The 16,771-nt window shown below is 72.6% G+C and carries 15 protein-coding genes; 4 read left to right on the top strand and 11 right to left on the bottom strand.

Translation table 11 applies throughout. The features are described from left to right. A partial coding sequence (locus ACFUNE_RS30915) for a hypothetical protein (protein ID WP_383574834.1) occupies positions 1 to 704 on the top strand: 704 nt, incomplete at its 5' end. Then, positions 701 to 1,528, top strand: coding sequence for a glycosyltransferase family 2 protein (locus tag ACFUNE_RS30920; protein WP_383574836.1), 828 nt, complete (start codon positions 701 to 703; stop codon positions 1,526 to 1,528). The genes ACFUNE_RS30915 and ACFUNE_RS30920, both read left to right, overlap by 4 nt. A gap of 12 nt (positions 1,529 to 1,540) precedes the next feature. Here ACFUNE_RS30920 and ACFUNE_RS30925 read toward each other — a convergent pair whose 3' ends face one another. Next, the gene (locus tag ACFUNE_RS30925; RefSeq protein WP_383574838.1) at positions 1,541 to 2,704 is read right to left on the bottom strand and encodes a glycosyltransferase; all 1,164 of its coding nucleotides are present in this window, start codon (positions 2,702 to 2,704) and stop codon (positions 1,541 to 1,543) included. 109 nt (positions 2,705 to 2,813) lie between these two features. On the opposite strand from ACFUNE_RS30925, the gene ACFUNE_RS30930 reads away from it, so the two are divergent. Then, positions 2,814 to 4,355, top strand: a complete 1,542-nt coding sequence (locus tag ACFUNE_RS30930; RefSeq protein WP_383574840.1) for a hypothetical protein — start codon at positions 2,814 to 2,816, stop codon at positions 4,353 to 4,355. Here the strand turns inward: ACFUNE_RS30930 and ACFUNE_RS30935 are convergent. Genes ACFUNE_RS30935 through ACFUNE_RS30945 form a run of 3 tightly spaced genes read right to left on the bottom strand, consistent with a single transcriptional unit; the run spans position 4,324 to position 8,518 of the window. Next, positions 4,324 to 5,565, bottom strand: a complete 1,242-nt coding sequence (locus ACFUNE_RS30935) for a hypothetical protein (protein ID WP_383574842.1) — start codon at positions 5,563 to 5,565, stop codon at positions 4,324 to 4,326. The genes ACFUNE_RS30930 and ACFUNE_RS30935 overlap by 32 nt on opposite strands. After that, positions 5,562 to 7,247: a lipopolysaccharide biosynthesis protein gene (locus ACFUNE_RS30940; RefSeq protein WP_383574844.1), complete on the bottom strand. Its 1,686-nt coding sequence runs from the start codon at positions 7,245 to 7,247 to the stop codon at positions 5,562 to 5,564. Before ACFUNE_RS30940 ends, ACFUNE_RS30935 begins: the two co-directional genes overlap by 4 nt. Next, entirely contained in the window at positions 7,244 to 8,518 is a 1,275-nt protein-coding gene (locus ACFUNE_RS30945) for a glycosyltransferase (RefSeq protein ID WP_383574846.1), read from the bottom strand. Before ACFUNE_RS30945 ends, ACFUNE_RS30940 begins: the two co-directional genes overlap by 4 nt. Positions 8,519 to 8,684: 166 nt before the next feature. On the opposite strand from ACFUNE_RS30945, the gene ACFUNE_RS30950 reads away from it, so the two are divergent. Beyond that, the gene (locus ACFUNE_RS30950; RefSeq protein ID WP_356530761.1) at positions 8,685 to 9,134 is read left to right on the top strand and encodes an adenylyltransferase/cytidyltransferase family protein; all 450 of its coding nucleotides are present in this window, start codon (positions 8,685 to 8,687) and stop codon (positions 9,132 to 9,134) included. On the opposite strand, the gene ACFUNE_RS30955 is transcribed toward ACFUNE_RS30950, so the two are convergent. The 7 genes from ACFUNE_RS30955 to ACFUNE_RS30985 all read right to left on the bottom strand — a co-directional run bounded on the left by ACFUNE_RS30955 (position 9,103) and on the right by ACFUNE_RS30985 (position 16,485). Then, positions 9,103 to 9,834: a CDP-alcohol phosphatidyltransferase family protein gene (locus tag ACFUNE_RS30955; protein WP_383574849.1), complete on the bottom strand. Its 732-nt coding sequence runs from the start codon at positions 9,832 to 9,834 to the stop codon at positions 9,103 to 9,105. The genes ACFUNE_RS30950 and ACFUNE_RS30955 overlap by 32 nt on opposite strands. A 101-nt stretch (positions 9,835 to 9,935) precedes the next feature. Continuing rightward, positions 9,936 to 10,337, bottom strand: coding sequence for a monovalent cation/H(+) antiporter subunit G (mnhG, locus tag ACFUNE_RS30960; RefSeq protein WP_383574851.1), 402 nt, complete (start codon positions 10,335 to 10,337; stop codon positions 9,936 to 9,938). Then, positions 10,334 to 10,657: a monovalent cation/H+ antiporter complex subunit F gene (locus ACFUNE_RS30965; protein ID WP_383574853.1), complete on the bottom strand. Its 324-nt coding sequence runs from the start codon at positions 10,655 to 10,657 to the stop codon at positions 10,334 to 10,336. Before ACFUNE_RS30965 ends, mnhG begins: the two co-directional genes overlap by 4 nt. Continuing rightward, a complete protein-coding gene (locus ACFUNE_RS30970; RefSeq protein WP_383574855.1) occupies positions 10,654 to 11,286 on the bottom strand; it encodes a Na+/H+ antiporter subunit E in 633 nt (210 codons plus the stop codon). Before ACFUNE_RS30970 ends, ACFUNE_RS30965 begins: the two co-directional genes overlap by 4 nt. Continuing rightward, a complete protein-coding gene (locus tag ACFUNE_RS30975) occupies positions 11,283 to 12,938 on the bottom strand; it encodes a Na+/H+ antiporter subunit D (protein ID WP_383574857.1) in 1,656 nt (551 codons plus the stop codon). The genes ACFUNE_RS30970 and ACFUNE_RS30975 overlap by 4 nt, the downstream gene beginning before the upstream one ends. Continuing rightward, positions 12,935 to 13,585, bottom strand: coding sequence for a Na(+)/H(+) antiporter subunit C (locus ACFUNE_RS30980; protein WP_383574859.1), 651 nt, complete (start codon positions 13,583 to 13,585; stop codon positions 12,935 to 12,937). Before ACFUNE_RS30980 ends, ACFUNE_RS30975 begins: the two co-directional genes overlap by 4 nt. After that, complete coding sequence (locus tag ACFUNE_RS30985; protein ID WP_383574861.1) at positions 13,582 to 16,485, bottom strand: Na+/H+ antiporter subunit A; 2,904 nt, start codon at positions 16,483 to 16,485, stop codon at positions 13,582 to 13,584. The genes ACFUNE_RS30980 and ACFUNE_RS30985 overlap by 4 nt, the downstream gene beginning before the upstream one ends. Positions 16,486 to 16,771: the final 286 nt, after the last annotated feature.

Here is a 16,771-nt window from a genome sequence, read left to right on the forward strand (position 1 = left end):
TGGCGCGGGGGGTGGGGGCGGGCTGGGGCTCGTCGGGGGGGGCGGGGGTGGGGGGCTGGGTGGCCGCCGCGGGCAGTACGCCGCCCGCTGCGGCCTCCCCCACGCCCTCCGTGGCCGGCCCGCCCGCTGCGGCCTCCCCCACGCCCTCCGTGGCCGGCCCGGCGGCCGACTCGACGACACCACGGCCCCAGGGGCCCAGCCGTACGCCGAAGGCGCCCGCCGGGGACATCACCCCGGCCACGGGCTCCTTCACCAAGAAGCAGAAGGAGTACCTGACCGAGCGCGTCCCCAAGGGCATGGACCCGGCCGCGGTGCTCCAGACGGGTCAGGAGACCTGTGACAGGCTCCGCTATCTGGTCAAGGCCGACCGGGACATCGCCGTCGGCGCGATCGTCTCCGGCGAGGTCACCGACGCGGAGCCGGCCGTGACCCATCTCTGCCCGCGGCACCAGGACCTCGTCGACGAGGCCGCGCTCGGGTACGCCGACGGCACGTACGAGGGCGGGAAGATCCGGCCGGGCCGGTACAGGGCCGCCTCGCCCACCACCGCCTGCAGCTGGCAGGTGGCGGGGGCGAACGGCAAGGTGCTGGCATCGGGCTCCTCGGCCACCGGCAAACAGGTGGAGATCACCGTCCCGGAATCCGCGCGCACCTTCACCTCCACAGGCTGCTACGCCTGGCTGCCCCGAGGAGACAACGGATGAACAAGCTGCCCATCGCCGTGGCGATCCCCACGAAGAACGAGGGCCTGAACATCGCCGAGGCGGTGAAGTCGGTCCTGGGCCACTTCGAGGCGGTCGTCGTGGTGGACTCCCACAGCACCGACGACACGGCGAAGATCGCCGAGGAGTGCGGGGCCGAAGTGGTCGCGTACACCTGGGACGGCGGGCATCCGCGCAAGAAGCAGTGGTGCCTGGAGAACGTCCGTACCGATCTGGACTGGATCCTGCTCCTCGACGGCGACGAGCGGCTCAGCCCAGGGCTGCTCGCCGAGCTGCGGAGGATCTTCGCGGACGGGGACAGCCCGAAGCCGGCCGCGTACGACATACCGCTCGGCTACTGGTTCTCGGGGAAGCGGCTCCGGCACGGCTACACGATCCGCAAGCGGTCGCTGACCGACCGGACCCGGTGCCACTACCCGGAGGTCGGCGACCTCGCGGCGCCCGGCATCGGGGAGGTCGAGGGGCACTACCAGCCGGTCGCCGCGACGGCCGAGGCGCTGAGCAACCCCATCGAGCACCAGGACCTCGACCCCGTCACCGCCTGGTTCGAGCGGCACAACCGCTACTCGGACTGGGAGGCGTGGCTGGAGCACCACCCCGACGTCAAGGAGCAGGTGCGGAAGGTGAAGTCCCGTCAGGGGCAGCTCTTCCACAAGGCGCCGTTCAAGCCGCTGGTGTCCTTCGCCTACATGTACGTCTACCGGCGGGGCTTCCTGGACGGGCGCGCGGGGCTCGACTTCGCGCTTGCGATGAGCTTCTACCGCTGGCAGATAGCTCTCAAGTCCCGCGAGACGCCCGGAGGCTGACAGGTCCAGGTGTCACCCTCGCCTCCGGCTGACCACGTCCTCGTAGGTCCGCCGGAGGGTGGCGGTGACGGCCTCGATGGTGAACTGGTCGTTGACCAGCTGCCAGGCGGCCTTGCCCGCCTGCTCGGCGGCCTCCGGCTCCAGCAGCTCCAGGATCGCGTCGGCGACCTTACGGGCGTTGGCCGCGTCCTCGCCGACCCGGCTGTCGATCACCCGGCCCGCACCGGCCCCCGACACATCGGGGCCCTGCCCGCAGGTGCGGGTGATGACGACCGGAGTGCCGACCGACATCGCCTCCAGGACCGAGACCGGGAACGGCTCCTCGATCGCCGGCAGCACGTACACATCGGCGTCCCGGCCGGCGGCGAGGACCTCGTCGTGCTCCAGCGGGCCGACGTGGTCGAGGGAGTCCGTGACACCCAGCTTCCGGGCGAGGGCGAGGGTGCCGGCCAGCGCGCCGGTGTCCGGGCCTGCCAGCACGAAGCGGGCGTCCGGGTGGTGGGCGAGGACGTGCGGCATCGCGGCGATGAAGTCCTCGGGCCGCTTGCGCTCCTGGATGCGGGCGAGGTACAGCACGGTCGGCGGGCGGCCGGGGGCGCGGGCGGGCTTGCGCTCCTGCGGGCGGACACCGTTGACCAGCCGCACGGTACGGGTGAGCGGTACGGGAGCTGCGACGGCGTTCACATCGACCCGCTCCATCTCGGTGAGGTGCAGGACGGCGTCGGCCTCGCGCAGCACCTTGCGGACCCCGAGGACGTCGGTGAGCTGGGCGACCTTCTTCTCGGTGGGGTCGATCATGCCGTGGGTCTGGACGACCAGGGGTGTGCGGGTCGCGAGCGCGAGCAGCGCCGCCGGCAGGGTCACCAGGTCCCGCATCAGGTGGACGTGTACGAGGTCGGCGCCGCGCATCATGCGGCGTGCGGTGCGCAGCAGTGCGGCGGAGGTGATGCCGCTGACCTCGAACATCGGGAGCAGGTGCCGTGCCTGGAAGAGGTGGACGGGAACTCCCTCGACATGGCTGGGCAGTTCACCGCCGGGGAAGCCGTCGCCGAGGGCCATGACGCGCGCGTCGTCGCCGTTCGCCCGCTGGACCTTGGAGAGGTTGAACGCCACCCTGGTCGGCCCGCCGAAGGCATGGTCCGGAGTGTGGAGCGTGACAACATGCAGGATTTTCACCAGAGTTCCCCTCAACTGCGGCCAATACTTCACAGACTAGTCATCGCGCCCTCTCACGTGGGCTGATTCGTTAGAGTGTTCACCGGTTCACTGATCCCGGGGGGGGCGCATGACGTCGGTGCACACATCGGCGCAGGAGCAGGCCGCCCTCGCGGTCGCGCGTCCGGGGTGGCCGCGGGCCCGGGGCGGCGTCCCGGAGCCGCCCGAGCAGCCGATCGCCTGGTCGATGCTGTCGCGGGCCCTGTCCGTGCCGCTCATCCTCGGCCTGGTGTGCTTCCTGCCCGCGGTGATCGCCGCCCAGCCCGGCAGCGGGGTCCGGGACACCGCGTACTGGCTCCAGTTGGTGCTGACCTGCTATGCGGGGGCCCGGCTGGCGACGATGATCCTCTCCACCCGGCGACGGCTGCTCCAGGGCGTCTTCTGGATGTTCGTGTACATCGCGATGGGTGTGGCGCCGTTCGCCCAGGTGGTGATCGGGCAGACGCCGACGCCGATGGTGGGACCGCGCCAGGACCTGGTCACGGCCATCGCGATGGTCCTGGTGGGGTGCGCCGCCTTCGACCTGGGGGCGCTGCTGGCCTCGCGGCGCCCGCTGCGGCGCCGTACGCCCTCCACGCGGGGCCCGGGCGGAGGGCCGGCCGTGGCGCATCCGGTGCGGCTGCGACTGCTGGTGCTGCTGGCGTTCGCGGCGAGCGCGTTCTACGTGCTGAAGCTGGGCGGGCCCTCGGTCTTCTTCTCCAGCAGGCAGGAGATCACCGAGACCGTCGCGGCGAGCGGGGTGGTCTCGGAAGGGTCCAATGTCGGCTCGGCGTTCATCAAGGGCTTCGGCCAGGTCCCGGCCCTGCTGGCGCTGCTCTTCTACACCCGCCGTCTGGCAACCTCCTACCGGGCCCGGCGCACCCCGTCGACGGCGCTGGTGTGGGTGGCGCTGGTGGCGCTGAACCTCGTGGTGAACAACCCGGTCTCCAACGCCCGTTACTGGTTCCTCACGGTGCTGATGGCCTTCGTGTTCACCGCGTTCCCGAGCAGTGCGGCGATCTACCGCATGGTGCTGGCGACGGGGGTGGTGGGGGCACTGGTGGTGTTCCCGTACGCCGACAAGTTCCGGTACGACGACGAAGGACAGCGGCCCGCGCAGTCGGCCTCGGTCTTCGAGCCGCTGGTGACCAAGGACTACGACCAGATGGTGATGTTCGCCAACACCATCTCGTGGGTCGACACCCGGGGCCACACCTACGGCCGCCAGCTGACGGGCTCCGCGCTGTTCTTCGTGCCGCGTGCGGTGTGGAGCGGGAAGCCGGAGGACACCGGGGTCCGGGTCGGGCAGTGGATGGGGCTGCGGATGACCAACCTCTCGGCCCCGTTGTGGACCGAGTTCTGGGTCGACTTCGGCGCCTCCGGGGTGATCGGCGGGCTCGCACTGATCGGTTACGCGGTGGCGCGCACCGACCGCCGGTACGCCCGGGCCGTCACCCGGGCGGGTCCCGGGCCGGGCAGTGTGCTGGCGATCGCGGCACCGCTGATCGCCGGGTACACCTTCATCCTGCTGCGTGGTCCCCTGCTCCAGGCGGCGGGGAAGCTGGCCATCGCCGCGCTGTGTCTGCTGCTGGTCAGCACGTTCAGGGAGCAGAGGGCAGCGCGTCGGCGCTGACTGCCTCCTCCGTCGCCGGCTTCCGGCGGCGGAGTCCGGCCACCCTGGCCCAGGTGGCGGCGGCCTTGCAGAGCGATCCGAGGCAGAGCCCCCAGGCGGCCCCGGGGACGCCTGCGAGGGCGTAGCCCCCCGCCATGAGCGCCACGGCGGTGAGCGAGAAGACCACCTGGATGCTCAGTGTCGTACGGGGGTCGAGCATGCGCAGGGCGAGCAGCCCGCAGGTGCCCACGGCCATCGCCGCGTACTGGCTGCCGGTCGCCGGTAAGAGGGCGGCGGCCGTCGGCCAGGTGTCGCCGAGGAGTTCACGCCCCGCCCGCTCGGGGAGAAGGGCCAGCGCGGTGGCCCAGAGAGCGGCGGTGGCGGCGAGGACGGCGGCGAGCCCCGCGGTGGCCCGCACCCTGCGCCTCTCGTCGCCGATGCGGCCGAGCAGTGGCGGGCCGAAGGAGGTGGCGGAGGTGAACAGCACGTTGAGCGGCCCGAACAGGGTCGTCGCCCCGCGCAGCGCACCGACCAGCAGCGGGTTGCCCACGGCGCCGAGGCCGAGGACGGAGAGCTGGCTGGTCGCGTTGCCGACACCGAACTCGACGACGAAGCGCTGTCCGAGGTGGCCGCGCCTCAGCATCGGTCGCAGCGGCATCGCGGCCCCCGCGGTCCGGCGGTGCAGCAGCACGGCGGACAGCAGGAGCGCCGGCAGGGCGGACAGCCCCCAGACCGCGATCAGCCGGGCGGGGGCCGCCCCGTACTCCAGGACGGACAGGGCACCGAGCACGCAGGCCAGCCTCACCAGGTCGGAGCCCAGGGCGAGATGGGGCCGCTGGAGGGCGGAGAAGGCGTACCGCAGGGCGTCCTGGCCGAGCACGACCGGCAGGACGAGGCCGAGCATCACCAGGGCGCGTGCGGTGTCCCCCGGGACGAGCAGGCAGACGGCGGCCAGCAGCGCGCCGAGCGCCGCCGAGGCGGCCACGGTGAAGACCACGGCCGAGCGGCAGGCCCCCCGGACGGCGCCGTCGCCGCGGAGCAGGACCAGGGGCTGCCCGCTGTACGCGCCGGAGATGCCCAGCAGCACCGTGAAGACGAGGTAGACCGCGGAGAAGCGGGCGAAGTCGGCCACGGTGGAGAGCCGGGCGGCGGCCACGAGCACCAGGATGTTGGTGAGCGCGGCCACGCCCTGGTCCGCGACCGAGCAGAGGATCGCGGTGCGGGCTCTCACCGGCGCGCCCCCGGGAGGGTGAAGGAGCGCAGGCCCATGGTCTCGGCGGGGTCCCCGGTGACCTCCGGCGCGTCCTCGCCGGCGGCCGGTCCCTCGGGTCCTCCGCCCGTGCGGCGCCGGGCCGACTTGGGCCGGCGGTCCGCGCGGCGCAGCCGGCCGCGGCCGGGGTGGAGCAGGGCCCCGAGCACCTGGCCGCCGGAGGCCCCGATGATCTCGCGGATGCGCTCCAGGTCGCTGCGGTGCACCTCACGGGGGTCGCAGACGATCATGACGCCCTCGACCCTGTCGACGAGGGCGACGGCGTCGGCGTAGGACAGCACCGGCGGTGCGAGGACGATGACCACGGCGCCGGGGCGGTCCGCCTCGGCGACGATCCGCCCGACGGACGCGGAGGTGAGCGCACGCGGCACGTTGTCCGCGGGCGCGCCGGCCACGAGGGCGAAGGCGCCGGAGCCGGGCACGTCCACGTTGGACCGGCCGCCCGCGGGCCAGCTGCGGTCGCCCTCCTCGGCGGCCCAGCGCGGCGGCCGGACCTCGTGGGCCGCCGGTCCCAGGTCCCGGGCCAGCGACGGGGTGCGCAGGTCGGCCTCGACGAGCAGGACGTCGCGGCCCATCTCGGCGAAGGCTGCGGCGAGGTTGACGGCCGCGGCGGCGGCCGCCGCGTTGTCGCCGCGCGGGGCGGTGACCAGGAGCCGGCGCCGCTCGGCGAACGACGGGTCGTAGGCGAGCCGGAAGGCGACCGCGCGGTACTCCTCGGCGAGCCGCGAACCGCTGCGGCCGATCGCGAGCAGGGTGCCGGCGGCGGCGCGCTCCCTGGGCAGTGTGCCGAGGAGCGGGGCCCCGAGGGAGCGGACGAGCTCGCGGGGGGAGCGTACGGCGGGGTCGAAGACGAGGCGCACCCAGGAGAGCAGCAGCCCGAGGGCGAGGCCGACGACCGCGCCGAGTCCGAGGAGCAGCAGCAGGCCGGCTCCGGCGGGCTCGGTAGGGGCGACGGGCTTCTTGTTGAGGTAGCCGGGGGTGGTGTCGAGCGCCTTGAGCTCGGAGATCTTCCGGCTCAGCTCGGAGATGGAGACGATGATGTTGGCGCGGGCGCTGCTGACGTCGTCGCCGTCGACCCCGGCCCGCTCCTCCAGCAGGTCGCGCTTCTCCTCCAGCGGTTCGAGCTGGGCGCGGTAGCCGTTCGCCATGTTGTCGATGCTTTCCTCGGTGCGCGCCTTGCGGTGCGCGAGGTAGGCATTGGCCAGGGCTTCGGCACGGGACCGGGCCTGCTCGGGCGTGGCCCCGGTGTAGGAGAAGCGGAGGGTGAGGGTGTTGGGCGGGTTGGTGACCTGGAGGCCGGCGAGCAGCTTCCTGGAGGTGACGTCGTCCCCCTTCTTGAGCAGGGTCCCGGCGGCCAGATCGCCCACGGTGTCACTGACCGCGGTCTGCCGCTCGGAGCCGATGTTGATGCCCTTGTCGGCGGAGGCCCCGGTGGCGAAGGGATCGGCGGTCGCGGAGCGCACCTGGACCTCGCCGCTGGCGGTGTAGGTGTCGTCGCCGCTCAGGGCGAGGAACCCGCCGCCGAGCAGGCCCACGACGACGCCTGCGGCGAGCAGGGCCCGGTACCGCAGGAGCTGGCGGAACTGGTCGCGCAGCAGCGCCGGTTCGTCGTGGTCGTCCGCGGGACGGATCGGATGCGTCATCGGCGTGCTCCCCCTTGTGTGTCCCCGGCCGGCGCGTCCCCGGCCCGTGCTGTCCCGGATCGCGCTGTCCCGGCTGATGCGTCCCCGAGCGCCTCGGTGAGCAGGGCGTCGAAGCGGGCCAGACCCGCCTCCCTGCTCAGGTGCTGTGCGACGTAGCCCGGCCCGTGGGCTCCCAGCGCGTCGGCGGCCGCCGGATCCGCGGCCAGTCCGCGTACGGCGGCGAGGAGAGCGGCCGGGTCCTCGGGAGCCACCAGGACTCCCGCACCGGAGCGGCGCACCTCGTCGGCCGTACCGCCCTCGTCGGCCACGGAGGCGACCACGGGGCGCCCGGAGACGAAGTACGAGGTGAGCTTCGAGGGCACGCTCATGTCGAGCACGGAGGCCCGCTGGGTCACGGCGAGCACGTCGGCGGCGGCGAGCACATCGGTGAAGTCGTCCGCGCCCGCCGGCGGGAGGAAGTCGAGGTTCGGAAGCCCGGCGGCCAGTGCGCGCAGCCCGTCGCGCTGGTTGCCGTCGCCCATCAGGACGACCCTGACGTCCGGGGCGAGCCGCGCCAGGTCCACGAGGACGTCGAGTCCCTGCTTGAGGCCCATGTTCCCGGAGTGCAGCAGCACGGGGGTGCCCTCGGGCCACCCGAGCCGCGCGCGAGTGGCGGCGCGGTCGACCGAAGGACGCCGCACATGGGTCCAGTTGGGGACCACACGGATGCGGCCGGGGTCCACGCCGAGGGCGGTGACGCCCTCCACGAAGCTCTCGTGGATGACCCCGACGAGGGCCGCGCCGCGCAGTGCGTACCTCTCGGCCTTCGAGGCGACGACCGCCGCCCTCCCCCCGCCGCGGATGCCGCTCTGCGCGGCGGCGGCGCCCATCAGGTCCTGGACGACGGGTATGTGGGGGACGCGGTGGCGGCGTGCCAGCCGGGCGGCGATCACGCCGCCCGCGAGGCTCGGCATCTGGGAGATCACCGCGTCGGGACGTCCGGGCGGCGGGGCGAGAACGCCGTGGACGAGGACGGAGGCCTCGAACGCCGCTCTGCGCAGGGCGGTCTGGCTGGACGGCACGTAGTGGCGCCGCCGGTGCACGCGCACCCCTTCGCGGCTCTCCAGCCTCCGCCACGCCCCCCGGTACCGCTCGTCCACCCTCCACGCGGGGTAGTGCGGCATGCCGGTCAGGACCTCGGTCCTGGCTCCCGACGCCGCCCAGTGCTCCGCGAGCTGGGTGGCGTACGGCCCGATGCCCGTCAGCTCGGGGGCGTAGTTGGTGGAGACCACGAGAAGTCTGCGGTTTTCGAACGGTCTCTGATGCTCAGCAGCGGACAACGGATGATCGCCTTCCCCCCGGAACAGCCTCTTCCTTGAGCTTATCCGTTCACGGGTTGCACAAGTGTTCTTCACAGTAAGGTCGTTCCACCAGTTCCACCGTGGGGGGAGAGAACGGATGGTGCAGCACAGAGTCGGTTACGCACCGGGGGTGTACGACTTGTTCCACGTCGGCCACCTGAACATCCTGCGACATGCCCGCAGCCAGTGCGACTACCTGGTGGCCGGGGTCGTCTCCGACGAGATGGCCTCGCTGGCCAAGGGCCACAAGCCGGTGATCCCGCTGCCCGAGCGGCTGGAGATCGTGCGCAGCGTGCGCTACGTGGACGCGGCGTTCGTGGAGACCGTCCCGGACAAGGTCGAGACCTGGCAGCAGGTCCGCTTCGACGTCATCTTCAAGGGCGACGACTGGCGGGGCACGGAGAAGGGCGAACGCCTGGAACGGGACTTCGCCGAGGTCGGCGTGGAGGTCGTCTACTTCCCGTACACCGTGCACACGTCCAGCACCCAGCTGCGCCGGGCGCTGGACGTGCTCGTCAGCCGGCCCGGAGCGCTTTCAGCTCCCTGAACCACTTGGCGAGGAACGCCACGAGGAACAAGGCGTGCACGGCCGCGAGCACGGCGTACCCGGCCCGGAAGGCGCCGGGTGCGCCGAGCAGCAGGAAGACCAGGCAGAACACCCCGTAGTCCGCGGGCAGCAGCGCGACGGCGCGGACCCGGGACACCGGGGCCGCGGGCCCCGCGGCCACCGGCGCGGCGCGGGCCGCCGCCTTGCCGAGCTGCTCCCGCAGCAGCCCCGCGCAGAAGGTGAGCACGGCGACGAACAGGAAGCCGAGCGGCAGCAGGAGCCAGCCCTCACCGGGCAGTCCGCCGAAGCGGTGGAAGGAGATCAGCACCGCGCTGTGGACCAGGACCATCTTCGCGCAGTCGACGACATGGTCGAGCCACTCCCCGTCCGGCCCGCCCTTCCCGGTCAGCCGCGCGAGCTGCCCGTCGGCCGAGTCGAAGACGAAGCCGACGACGAGGCCCGCGTACACGAGCACCCCGAGCCACCAGGACGGCTCCACGAGCGCTACGGCGGTGATCGACGAGAAGGTGAACGCCGCACTCACCAGCGTGACTTGATTGGGCGTCAGCCCTGCGCGACACGCGCCCGCCGCGAGCAGGCGCCCGGCCGGCCGGTTCACGTACCGCGAGTAGAGCGACACGCCCTTGGACGACTTCTGTGCACCGCGCAATTCGCGCAGCACCGTACCCGTACCCGACATACGCCCCCCAGCGCCCGGTGGTTCCCGGCCGCATCATCGCAGACCCGGTGCGTCCGCGTGACGGGTACGCGGCACTTCGCGGCTCGCCCGGGGCCAGGGGCTCAGTCCTGCCGGGCGCCGGGGTCCGGGCCCGGCCCCGCCTCCCGCTCCGGTCCCGGCTCGGTCAGTTGCGCGTCCAGGTCGTCGAAGAGCAGCTCACCACGCTCGATCTGGCCCGTCCGGTACGCCGACCGGGCCACCAGGTGGGCCGCCACCGGTCCCGTCATCAGCTGGAAGAAGCCGATGAGAGCCAGCGTCGCCAGGTCCATGCCGCCCCGCAGCCTCAGTGCGACCCCCGCCAGCACCAGCAGCAGCCCGAGGGTCTGCGGCTTGGTCGCCGCGTGGCTGCGCGACAGGACGTCGGGCAGTTTCAGCATCCCGACGACCCCGAGGAGGCTGATCGCGGCACCGAGGAACACCAGCACCGCACCGGCCGTGTCCGCGACCTGCAGCCAGACGTTCACCGTCGTCCTTCCTTCCGGGCGGGCTTCCGGCGCGGCAGGGGCTTGTCCCGCACGGCGATGAAGCGGGCGATGCCCACCGATCCGGTGAAGCCGAGGAAGGCGAGCACCAGCATGATGGGAAAGTAGAACGAGTCCCGGGCGAATGCGGACTTGGCACCGAGTCCCGCGATGATCACCGCGGCCAGGACGTCGAGGGCGATGGCCCGGTCGAGCATGGAGGGCCCCCGGCTGACCCGGAAGAGCAGCAGCGCGCCCGCCACGACGACGAACACGACGGCCGCGGTCATCAGCACCCGGTCGACGCTCTCGGGACCGCTCATGATCCTTCCTCTCCGCCGTCGGACCCGGCGACCGCGGGTGGAGGCCCGGAGACCCGGTTGATCTCGTCACGGGTGCCGAACGCGCGGACCGTCAACTCCTCCAGCTTCCAGACCGAGCGCCGGGCCGCCTCGAGCTCCGCGGGCCTGTCCGCGTCCAGGACGTGGAGGAAGAGCGTGGCCGTGGCCCTGCGCACCTCGATGACGGCGCCGCCCGGCACGTTCGACACGGTGACGGCCGTGGCGGCGAGCATCAGGTCGCTGCGGCAGCGCAGCGGTACGCCGATGACGGCGGGCCGGTGCGGCCGGCCGGCGAAGATCTGCCGGGTGACCTTCATGCCCGAGGTGTACATGTCGTAGAGGAGATAGGCGGCGAGCCGGAGGATGCCCCAGGGGTGCAGCCGGAGCCCCAGGTCGACCTGGGGCAGCGGGAACGCCAGGCAGACGGTGGCCGCGACGACCACGCCGGTGATGACGTTGGCCCAGGTCAGGGTGGACCAGAGCAGGACCCAGATCAGGGTGAGCCAGGCGATCAGCGGGAGGTCGAGCACCCGGCGCCGGCGGCCGGCGAACTCGACGCTGAACGGGGGCAGGTCGGGATTGTGGTGCGACAGGGTGATCAGGCGCCTCATGGGCCGAGCACCTCCTCCACGTAGGGCCGGCGGGCGATGAGTTCGGCCGCCGAACGGTCGGTGAAGGCCGTCAGGGGGCCGGCCAGGACGGTGAAGGCGAGCCCGAGCACGACGGCGCCGGCGGTGGCTGCGGTCATGGCGGCGGGCGGGCGGACCGTGGTGATGACGGTCCGCCCCTGAAGGGTGGCGGCCACGGTCTGCCCGGCCGGGCCGCCGGCCGTCACCACCCCCTCGTCGCCGGTCCCCGGGATGCGGTCGGGTCCGGTGTCGGCGTCGTCGTCGTCGCTGTCGTCGGCGGCCTCCAGGACGGTGCCGTAGGCGGCCTGACCGGGTGGCTCGACACGCCAGAAGGCCAGATTCCAGATCTTGGCCATCACGTAGAGGGTGAGCAGGCTCGTCACGGTCGCTCCCGCGACGAGGACCCAGGCCCAGGCGCTGCCGTCGGCGACCCCGGCCCGCATGAGGCCGAGCTTCCCGATGAAGCCCGAGAGCGGGGGGATCCCGGCGAAGTTCATCGCGGGGACGAAGAACAGCACCGCGAGCAGGGGAGCGGATCTGGCCAGCCCGCCGAGGCGGGTGAGCTCGTTGGTGCCGCCCCGGCGTTCGATGAGTCCCGCGACGAGGAAGAGGGAGGTCTGGACGGTGATGTGGTGGGCGACGTAGAAGATCGCGCCGCCGTACGCGTCACGGGTGGCGAGGCCGATCCCGAAGACCATGTACCCGATGTGGCTGATGAGGGTGAACGAGAACAGCCGCTTCAGGTCCGTCTGGGCGACCGCCCCGAGGATGCCCACGATCATCGAGGCGAGGGCGACGGCCATGAGCAGGTCGCCGAGCCGGTTGCCGGGGAAGAGGAGGGTCTCCACCCGCAGCATGCAGTAGATGCCGACCTTGGTCAGCAGACCCGCGAAGACCGCGGTGACGGGCGCGGGCGCGGTCGGGTAGGAGTCGGGGAGCCACGCCGCGAGGGGGAAGACGGCGGCCTTGATGGCGAAGACGGTGAGCAGCATCGCCTGGATCAGGGTCTGTACGCCGAGGGGCAGTTCGGGCAGCCGGAGGGCGAGCTGGGCGAAGTTGGCGGTTCCGGCCGCGGCGTAGGTCATCGCGATGGCGGTCAGGAACAGCATCGAGGAGAACAGCGAGATGATCACGTACGTGGATCCGGCCCGGATCCGCGGCCCGGTCCCGCCGAGCGTGAGCAGGACGAAGCTGGCGACCAGCATGATCTCGAAGCCGACGTAGAGATTGACGAGGTCACCGGCGATGAAGGTGAGGGAGACCCCGGAGACCAGGATGAGGTAGGCGGGGTGGAAGACGGCGACGGGCGTCTCCTTGTCCCGGTCCGCCATGCCCTGGCCGAGGGAGTAGACCAGGACGCAGAGCGTGACGGCCGAGGAGACGGTCAGCATCAGCCCGGAGAGCCGGTCGGCGACCAGCGTGATGCCGAGCGGCGGCGCGAAGTCCCCGAGGTGGACGGAGAGGGGCCCCTGCCGGTCGGCGGCGATCATCAGCGCCACCGAGAGGCAGAGGACGGCCGTGAGGACGGCGACGCTGATGGCGCGCTGGAAGCGTGCGAGCCGGGTGCCGAAGGCGAGGCTCAGCCCGGTGGCGCAGAGCGGCAGCAGGACCGGCAGCGGGACGAGTGCGTTCATCCGGCGGCTCCACGGTCGGGGCCGGGAGCGGCGGGGCCCTCGGGAGCGTCGCCGGAAGGCCTCCGGCCGGTGCTGTCGGGGGGATGGTTCACGTAGTCCTCCGGATCGGCTCCCAGCACGTCGTGCCACAGGTCACCACTGGCGTCCCGGCCCCGGGCCTGCAGGGCGCGGTCGGCACGCAGGCGGCCGCGCAGCCGCCGGTGCTCCTGGCGGTAGCGTGCGCGTTCCTTCCCCGTACGGCCGGACTCCGCCCTGTACTCCTCGCGGAGTTCGGCCCGCTCCCCCAGCACCTCGGCGCGCAGGAAGATGCGACGGTCCTCCAGGTCGTCGTGGACCTCGTCCGTGCCGGTCAGCTGGTAGCTGCGGTAGGCCATGGCGAGCAGGAAGGCCGTGGTGGCCAGCGTGATGACGATGGCGGTGAGGGCGATGGCCTGGGGCAGCGGGTCGGTGATCCGGCGCAGCGGGGCGCCGTAGAGCAGGGGTGCCGCGCCCGCGGATCCGGTCGACGAGAGGACCAGCAGGTTGATGCCGTTGCCCGCGATCACCGCGCCGAGCAGGATGCGGGTGAGGGGCCGGGTGAGCATGAGTATGCCGCCGACCGCGCAGAGGACCACCGCCGTGGCGAGGAGCGAGACGCTCATGATCATCGGTTCGGCCCCCCGGTCCCGCTGTCCGTCGCGGGGGCCAGCGCGCCCGCCGCTCGTTCGATCTGCCGGTCGACCTTGGCGCCCAGCGCCCGGACGATGTCCAGGACCACGCCCAGGACCAGCAGGTAGACGCCGAAGTCGAAGAGGACCGAGGTGCTCAGGTGGTAGTCACCGAACACGGGCAGATGCCCGTGGTAGGTCCAGGCGTGCAGCACCGTCCCCTCCGCGAGACCGCCCAGGGCGACTCCGGTGGACAGGAACAGGCCGAGCCCGGTGAAGAGTCCAGGCTGCAGCGGCGCGGCCTCGGCGAGCTCGAACCTGCCGCCCGCCAGGTAACGGGTGATGAGGGCGAGCCCCGCGACGAGCCCCGCCACGAAACCGCCTCCCGGCATGTTCTCCGCGCAGAACAGCAGGTAGAGGGAGAGCACCAGGATGGGATGGAAGAGCAGCCGGCCCACCACCTCGAAGACGACGGACCGGTGTTCGGGCGCCAGGGTGGATCCGGCGGCCAGCCAACCGCGCTCGGGCGCCGTGTCGTCGCCCTGCGGCAGGCCGGCCAGGCTTCGGCCCGGGAGCGTCCACGCGGTCTCCCCCCGCAGCTCGTCCCTGTCGAGGGGCGTCTCGCCGCGGCGGTGCAGATAGATGAGGCTGGTCACTCCGATCGCCGCCGCGGCGAGCACGGCGGACTCCCCCATGGTGTCCCAGGCGCGCAGGTCGACCAGGATGGTGGCCACCACGTCTTTCAGGCCGTGGTGGGCGACCTCCTCGACCATCGCGGCGCCCGCGGGTTCGGCGATGCGCGCGGCGCCGGCCGCCCAGACGGCCACGCCGACCGTCGCCGCGGCGCCCAGCGCCACCGGGATGCGCAGCGCCCGCCGCCACGTGCCGATCGACTCCTCGAAGCGGACCGGCATCCGGCGCAGGACCAGGACGAACACGATCATCGACACGGTCTCGACGCAGAACTGGGTGAGCGCCAGGTCGGGCGCCCCCTGGACGACGAAGAGCAACGCCGCTCCGTACCCGGTGAGCCCCGCCAGCACCACCGCCTTCATACGGCGGCTGACGGTCAGACAGGAGAGGGCGGCCGCACAGGTCAGCAAGGCCAGCGCGCCCTGGAGGGGGTTGTCCCACACCCGGGGAGCGACCGCTCCGCCCCAGGGGCGGTCCGTGACCAGGACCGCGAGCTGGCCGGCCAGCATGACCAGCAGGGTGATGGCCAGGTAGCCGGAGAGGGAGCCGCGCTGGACGAAACCGGTGACCTGGAGTGCGACGCGTTCCAGGCCGAGCAGGAGATGCCCGAAGACGCTGTCCGCCGTCGGCCAGGCGATGCGCCGGGAGATCCGTGCGACCGTCCCGCGTGCCGCGAAGAGCGCGACGCCGGCCGCCCAGGCGAGGGCGGACAGCAGCAGGGCCCAGCCGAAGCCGTGCCAGAGCGCGAGGTGGTAGGGGTGGGCGGGGGCGGGGAAGGCATCGGCGTACGCGGCGAACAGCCGGTCCGTCCATCCGACGCCGGGGCCGAGCACCAGCCCGGCGACGGCGAGCACGGCGGGCGGGGCCAGGAGCGGGGCGCCGACGCGCCGGACAGGGGTGTCGGCGACACCGGGCTTGCGGGCGAACGCTCCCCACACGAAGCGGAGGGTGTACGCGACGGTCAGCACCGAGCCGACGACGATGACGGCCAGTGCCCAGCGGTCGGCGGTGTCGCCGTGCAGCAGCGCTTCGAAGGCAGCCTCCTTGGCGGCGAAACCGAGGAGTGGGGGCACGGCGGCCATGGAGGCGGCGGAGAGCACCGCGACGATGCTGACGTACGGCATGGTGCGGCCGAGACCGGAGAGCCTGCGCAGGTCACGGGTGCCGGCCGCGTGGTCCACGATGCCGGTGACGAGGAACAGCGCGGCCTTGAACAGGGCGTGCGCGAGGATCATCGCGGCGGCGGCGAGCGCGGCGTCCCGGCTCCCCGCCCCGGCGAGCACGGTGAGGAAGCCGAGCTGGCTGACGGTGCCGTAGGCGAGGACGAGCTTGAGGTCGTTCAGGCGCAGGGCGCGCCAGCCCCCGAGGAGCATGGTCGCTCCTCCCAGCACCAGGACGACGGGCCGCCAGACGGGGACGTCGGCGAAGGCGGGAGCGAGCCGCGCCACGAGGTAGACCCCGGCCTTGACCATGGCCGCGGCGTGCAGGTAGGCGCTGACGGGGGTGGGGGCGGCCATGGCGTTGGGGAGCCAGAGGCTGAACGGCCAGATCGCCGACTTGGACAGGGCCCCGCACAGCACGAGGACGACGGCCACGGACACGGCGAGGGTGGGCTCGGGCGGGTCGGCGACGATCGTGGAGATCCGGTAGGTGCCCGCCGCCTGACCGAGGATCAGGAAGCCCACCAGCATCGCGAGCCCGCCCAGCGTGGTGACCGTCAGGGCCTGGAGGGCGGAGCGGCGGTTCTGTTTGCGTTCGCTGGTGTGGCCGATCAGCAGATAGGAGAAGACCGTCGTCAGTTCCCAGAACACGTACAGGGTGATCAGGTCGTCGGCGAGGACGAGGGCCAGCATGGCTCCGGCGAAGGCCAGCAGGTTGCCCGCGAAGGAGGCCAGTTGGGGTGAGTCGTCGGTGAAGTAGGAGGCGCAGTAGAGCAGGACGAGCATGCCCACCCCGGCGGCGAGCAGCACCATCAGCTCGGCGAGCGCGTCCAGGCGTAGAGCGACCGACACGTCGTACGTGCCGATCCACTCCCAGGACCAGGTGACCGCCTTGCCGGAGGCCGCGCCCGCCCATCGGGTGGCCGCCCACACGGTGGCTGCGGCCGGCGGCAGGGCGAGCACGACGAAGGCGAGCCTGCCGAGCCGCCGCACCAGCGGGCCCGCGCAGACCGCCAGGACGAAATGACTGACGATGAGCGCGATCACGACGAAGGGTCCGGAGCAAAGGCCACCGAATACAGATATATCCCCCGGCCCGGTTCACCCGTCCGGCGCGCCGCGCGGCGACCGGTCCGCTGGTTCCGGTCGGCGGCGGTGGGGGTGGGCTGTCGTCCCGCTGTGATCACAGAACGCCGCCCGCCCTGTTCGCCCGTGCTCGTACGGCATGACGTGGGACTCTTCCGGCGACGGCACCCCGGCCGTTACCCCCGGACGGAGCACCCGGTCCGCGTTCATGGACAGGTGGACCGGTACGTCGGGCATCTCGCCGGGC

The organism is Streptomyces sp. NPDC057287, assembly GCF_042667905.1.
Lineage (GTDB): Bacteria > Actinomycetota > Actinomycetes > Streptomycetales > Streptomycetaceae > Streptomyces.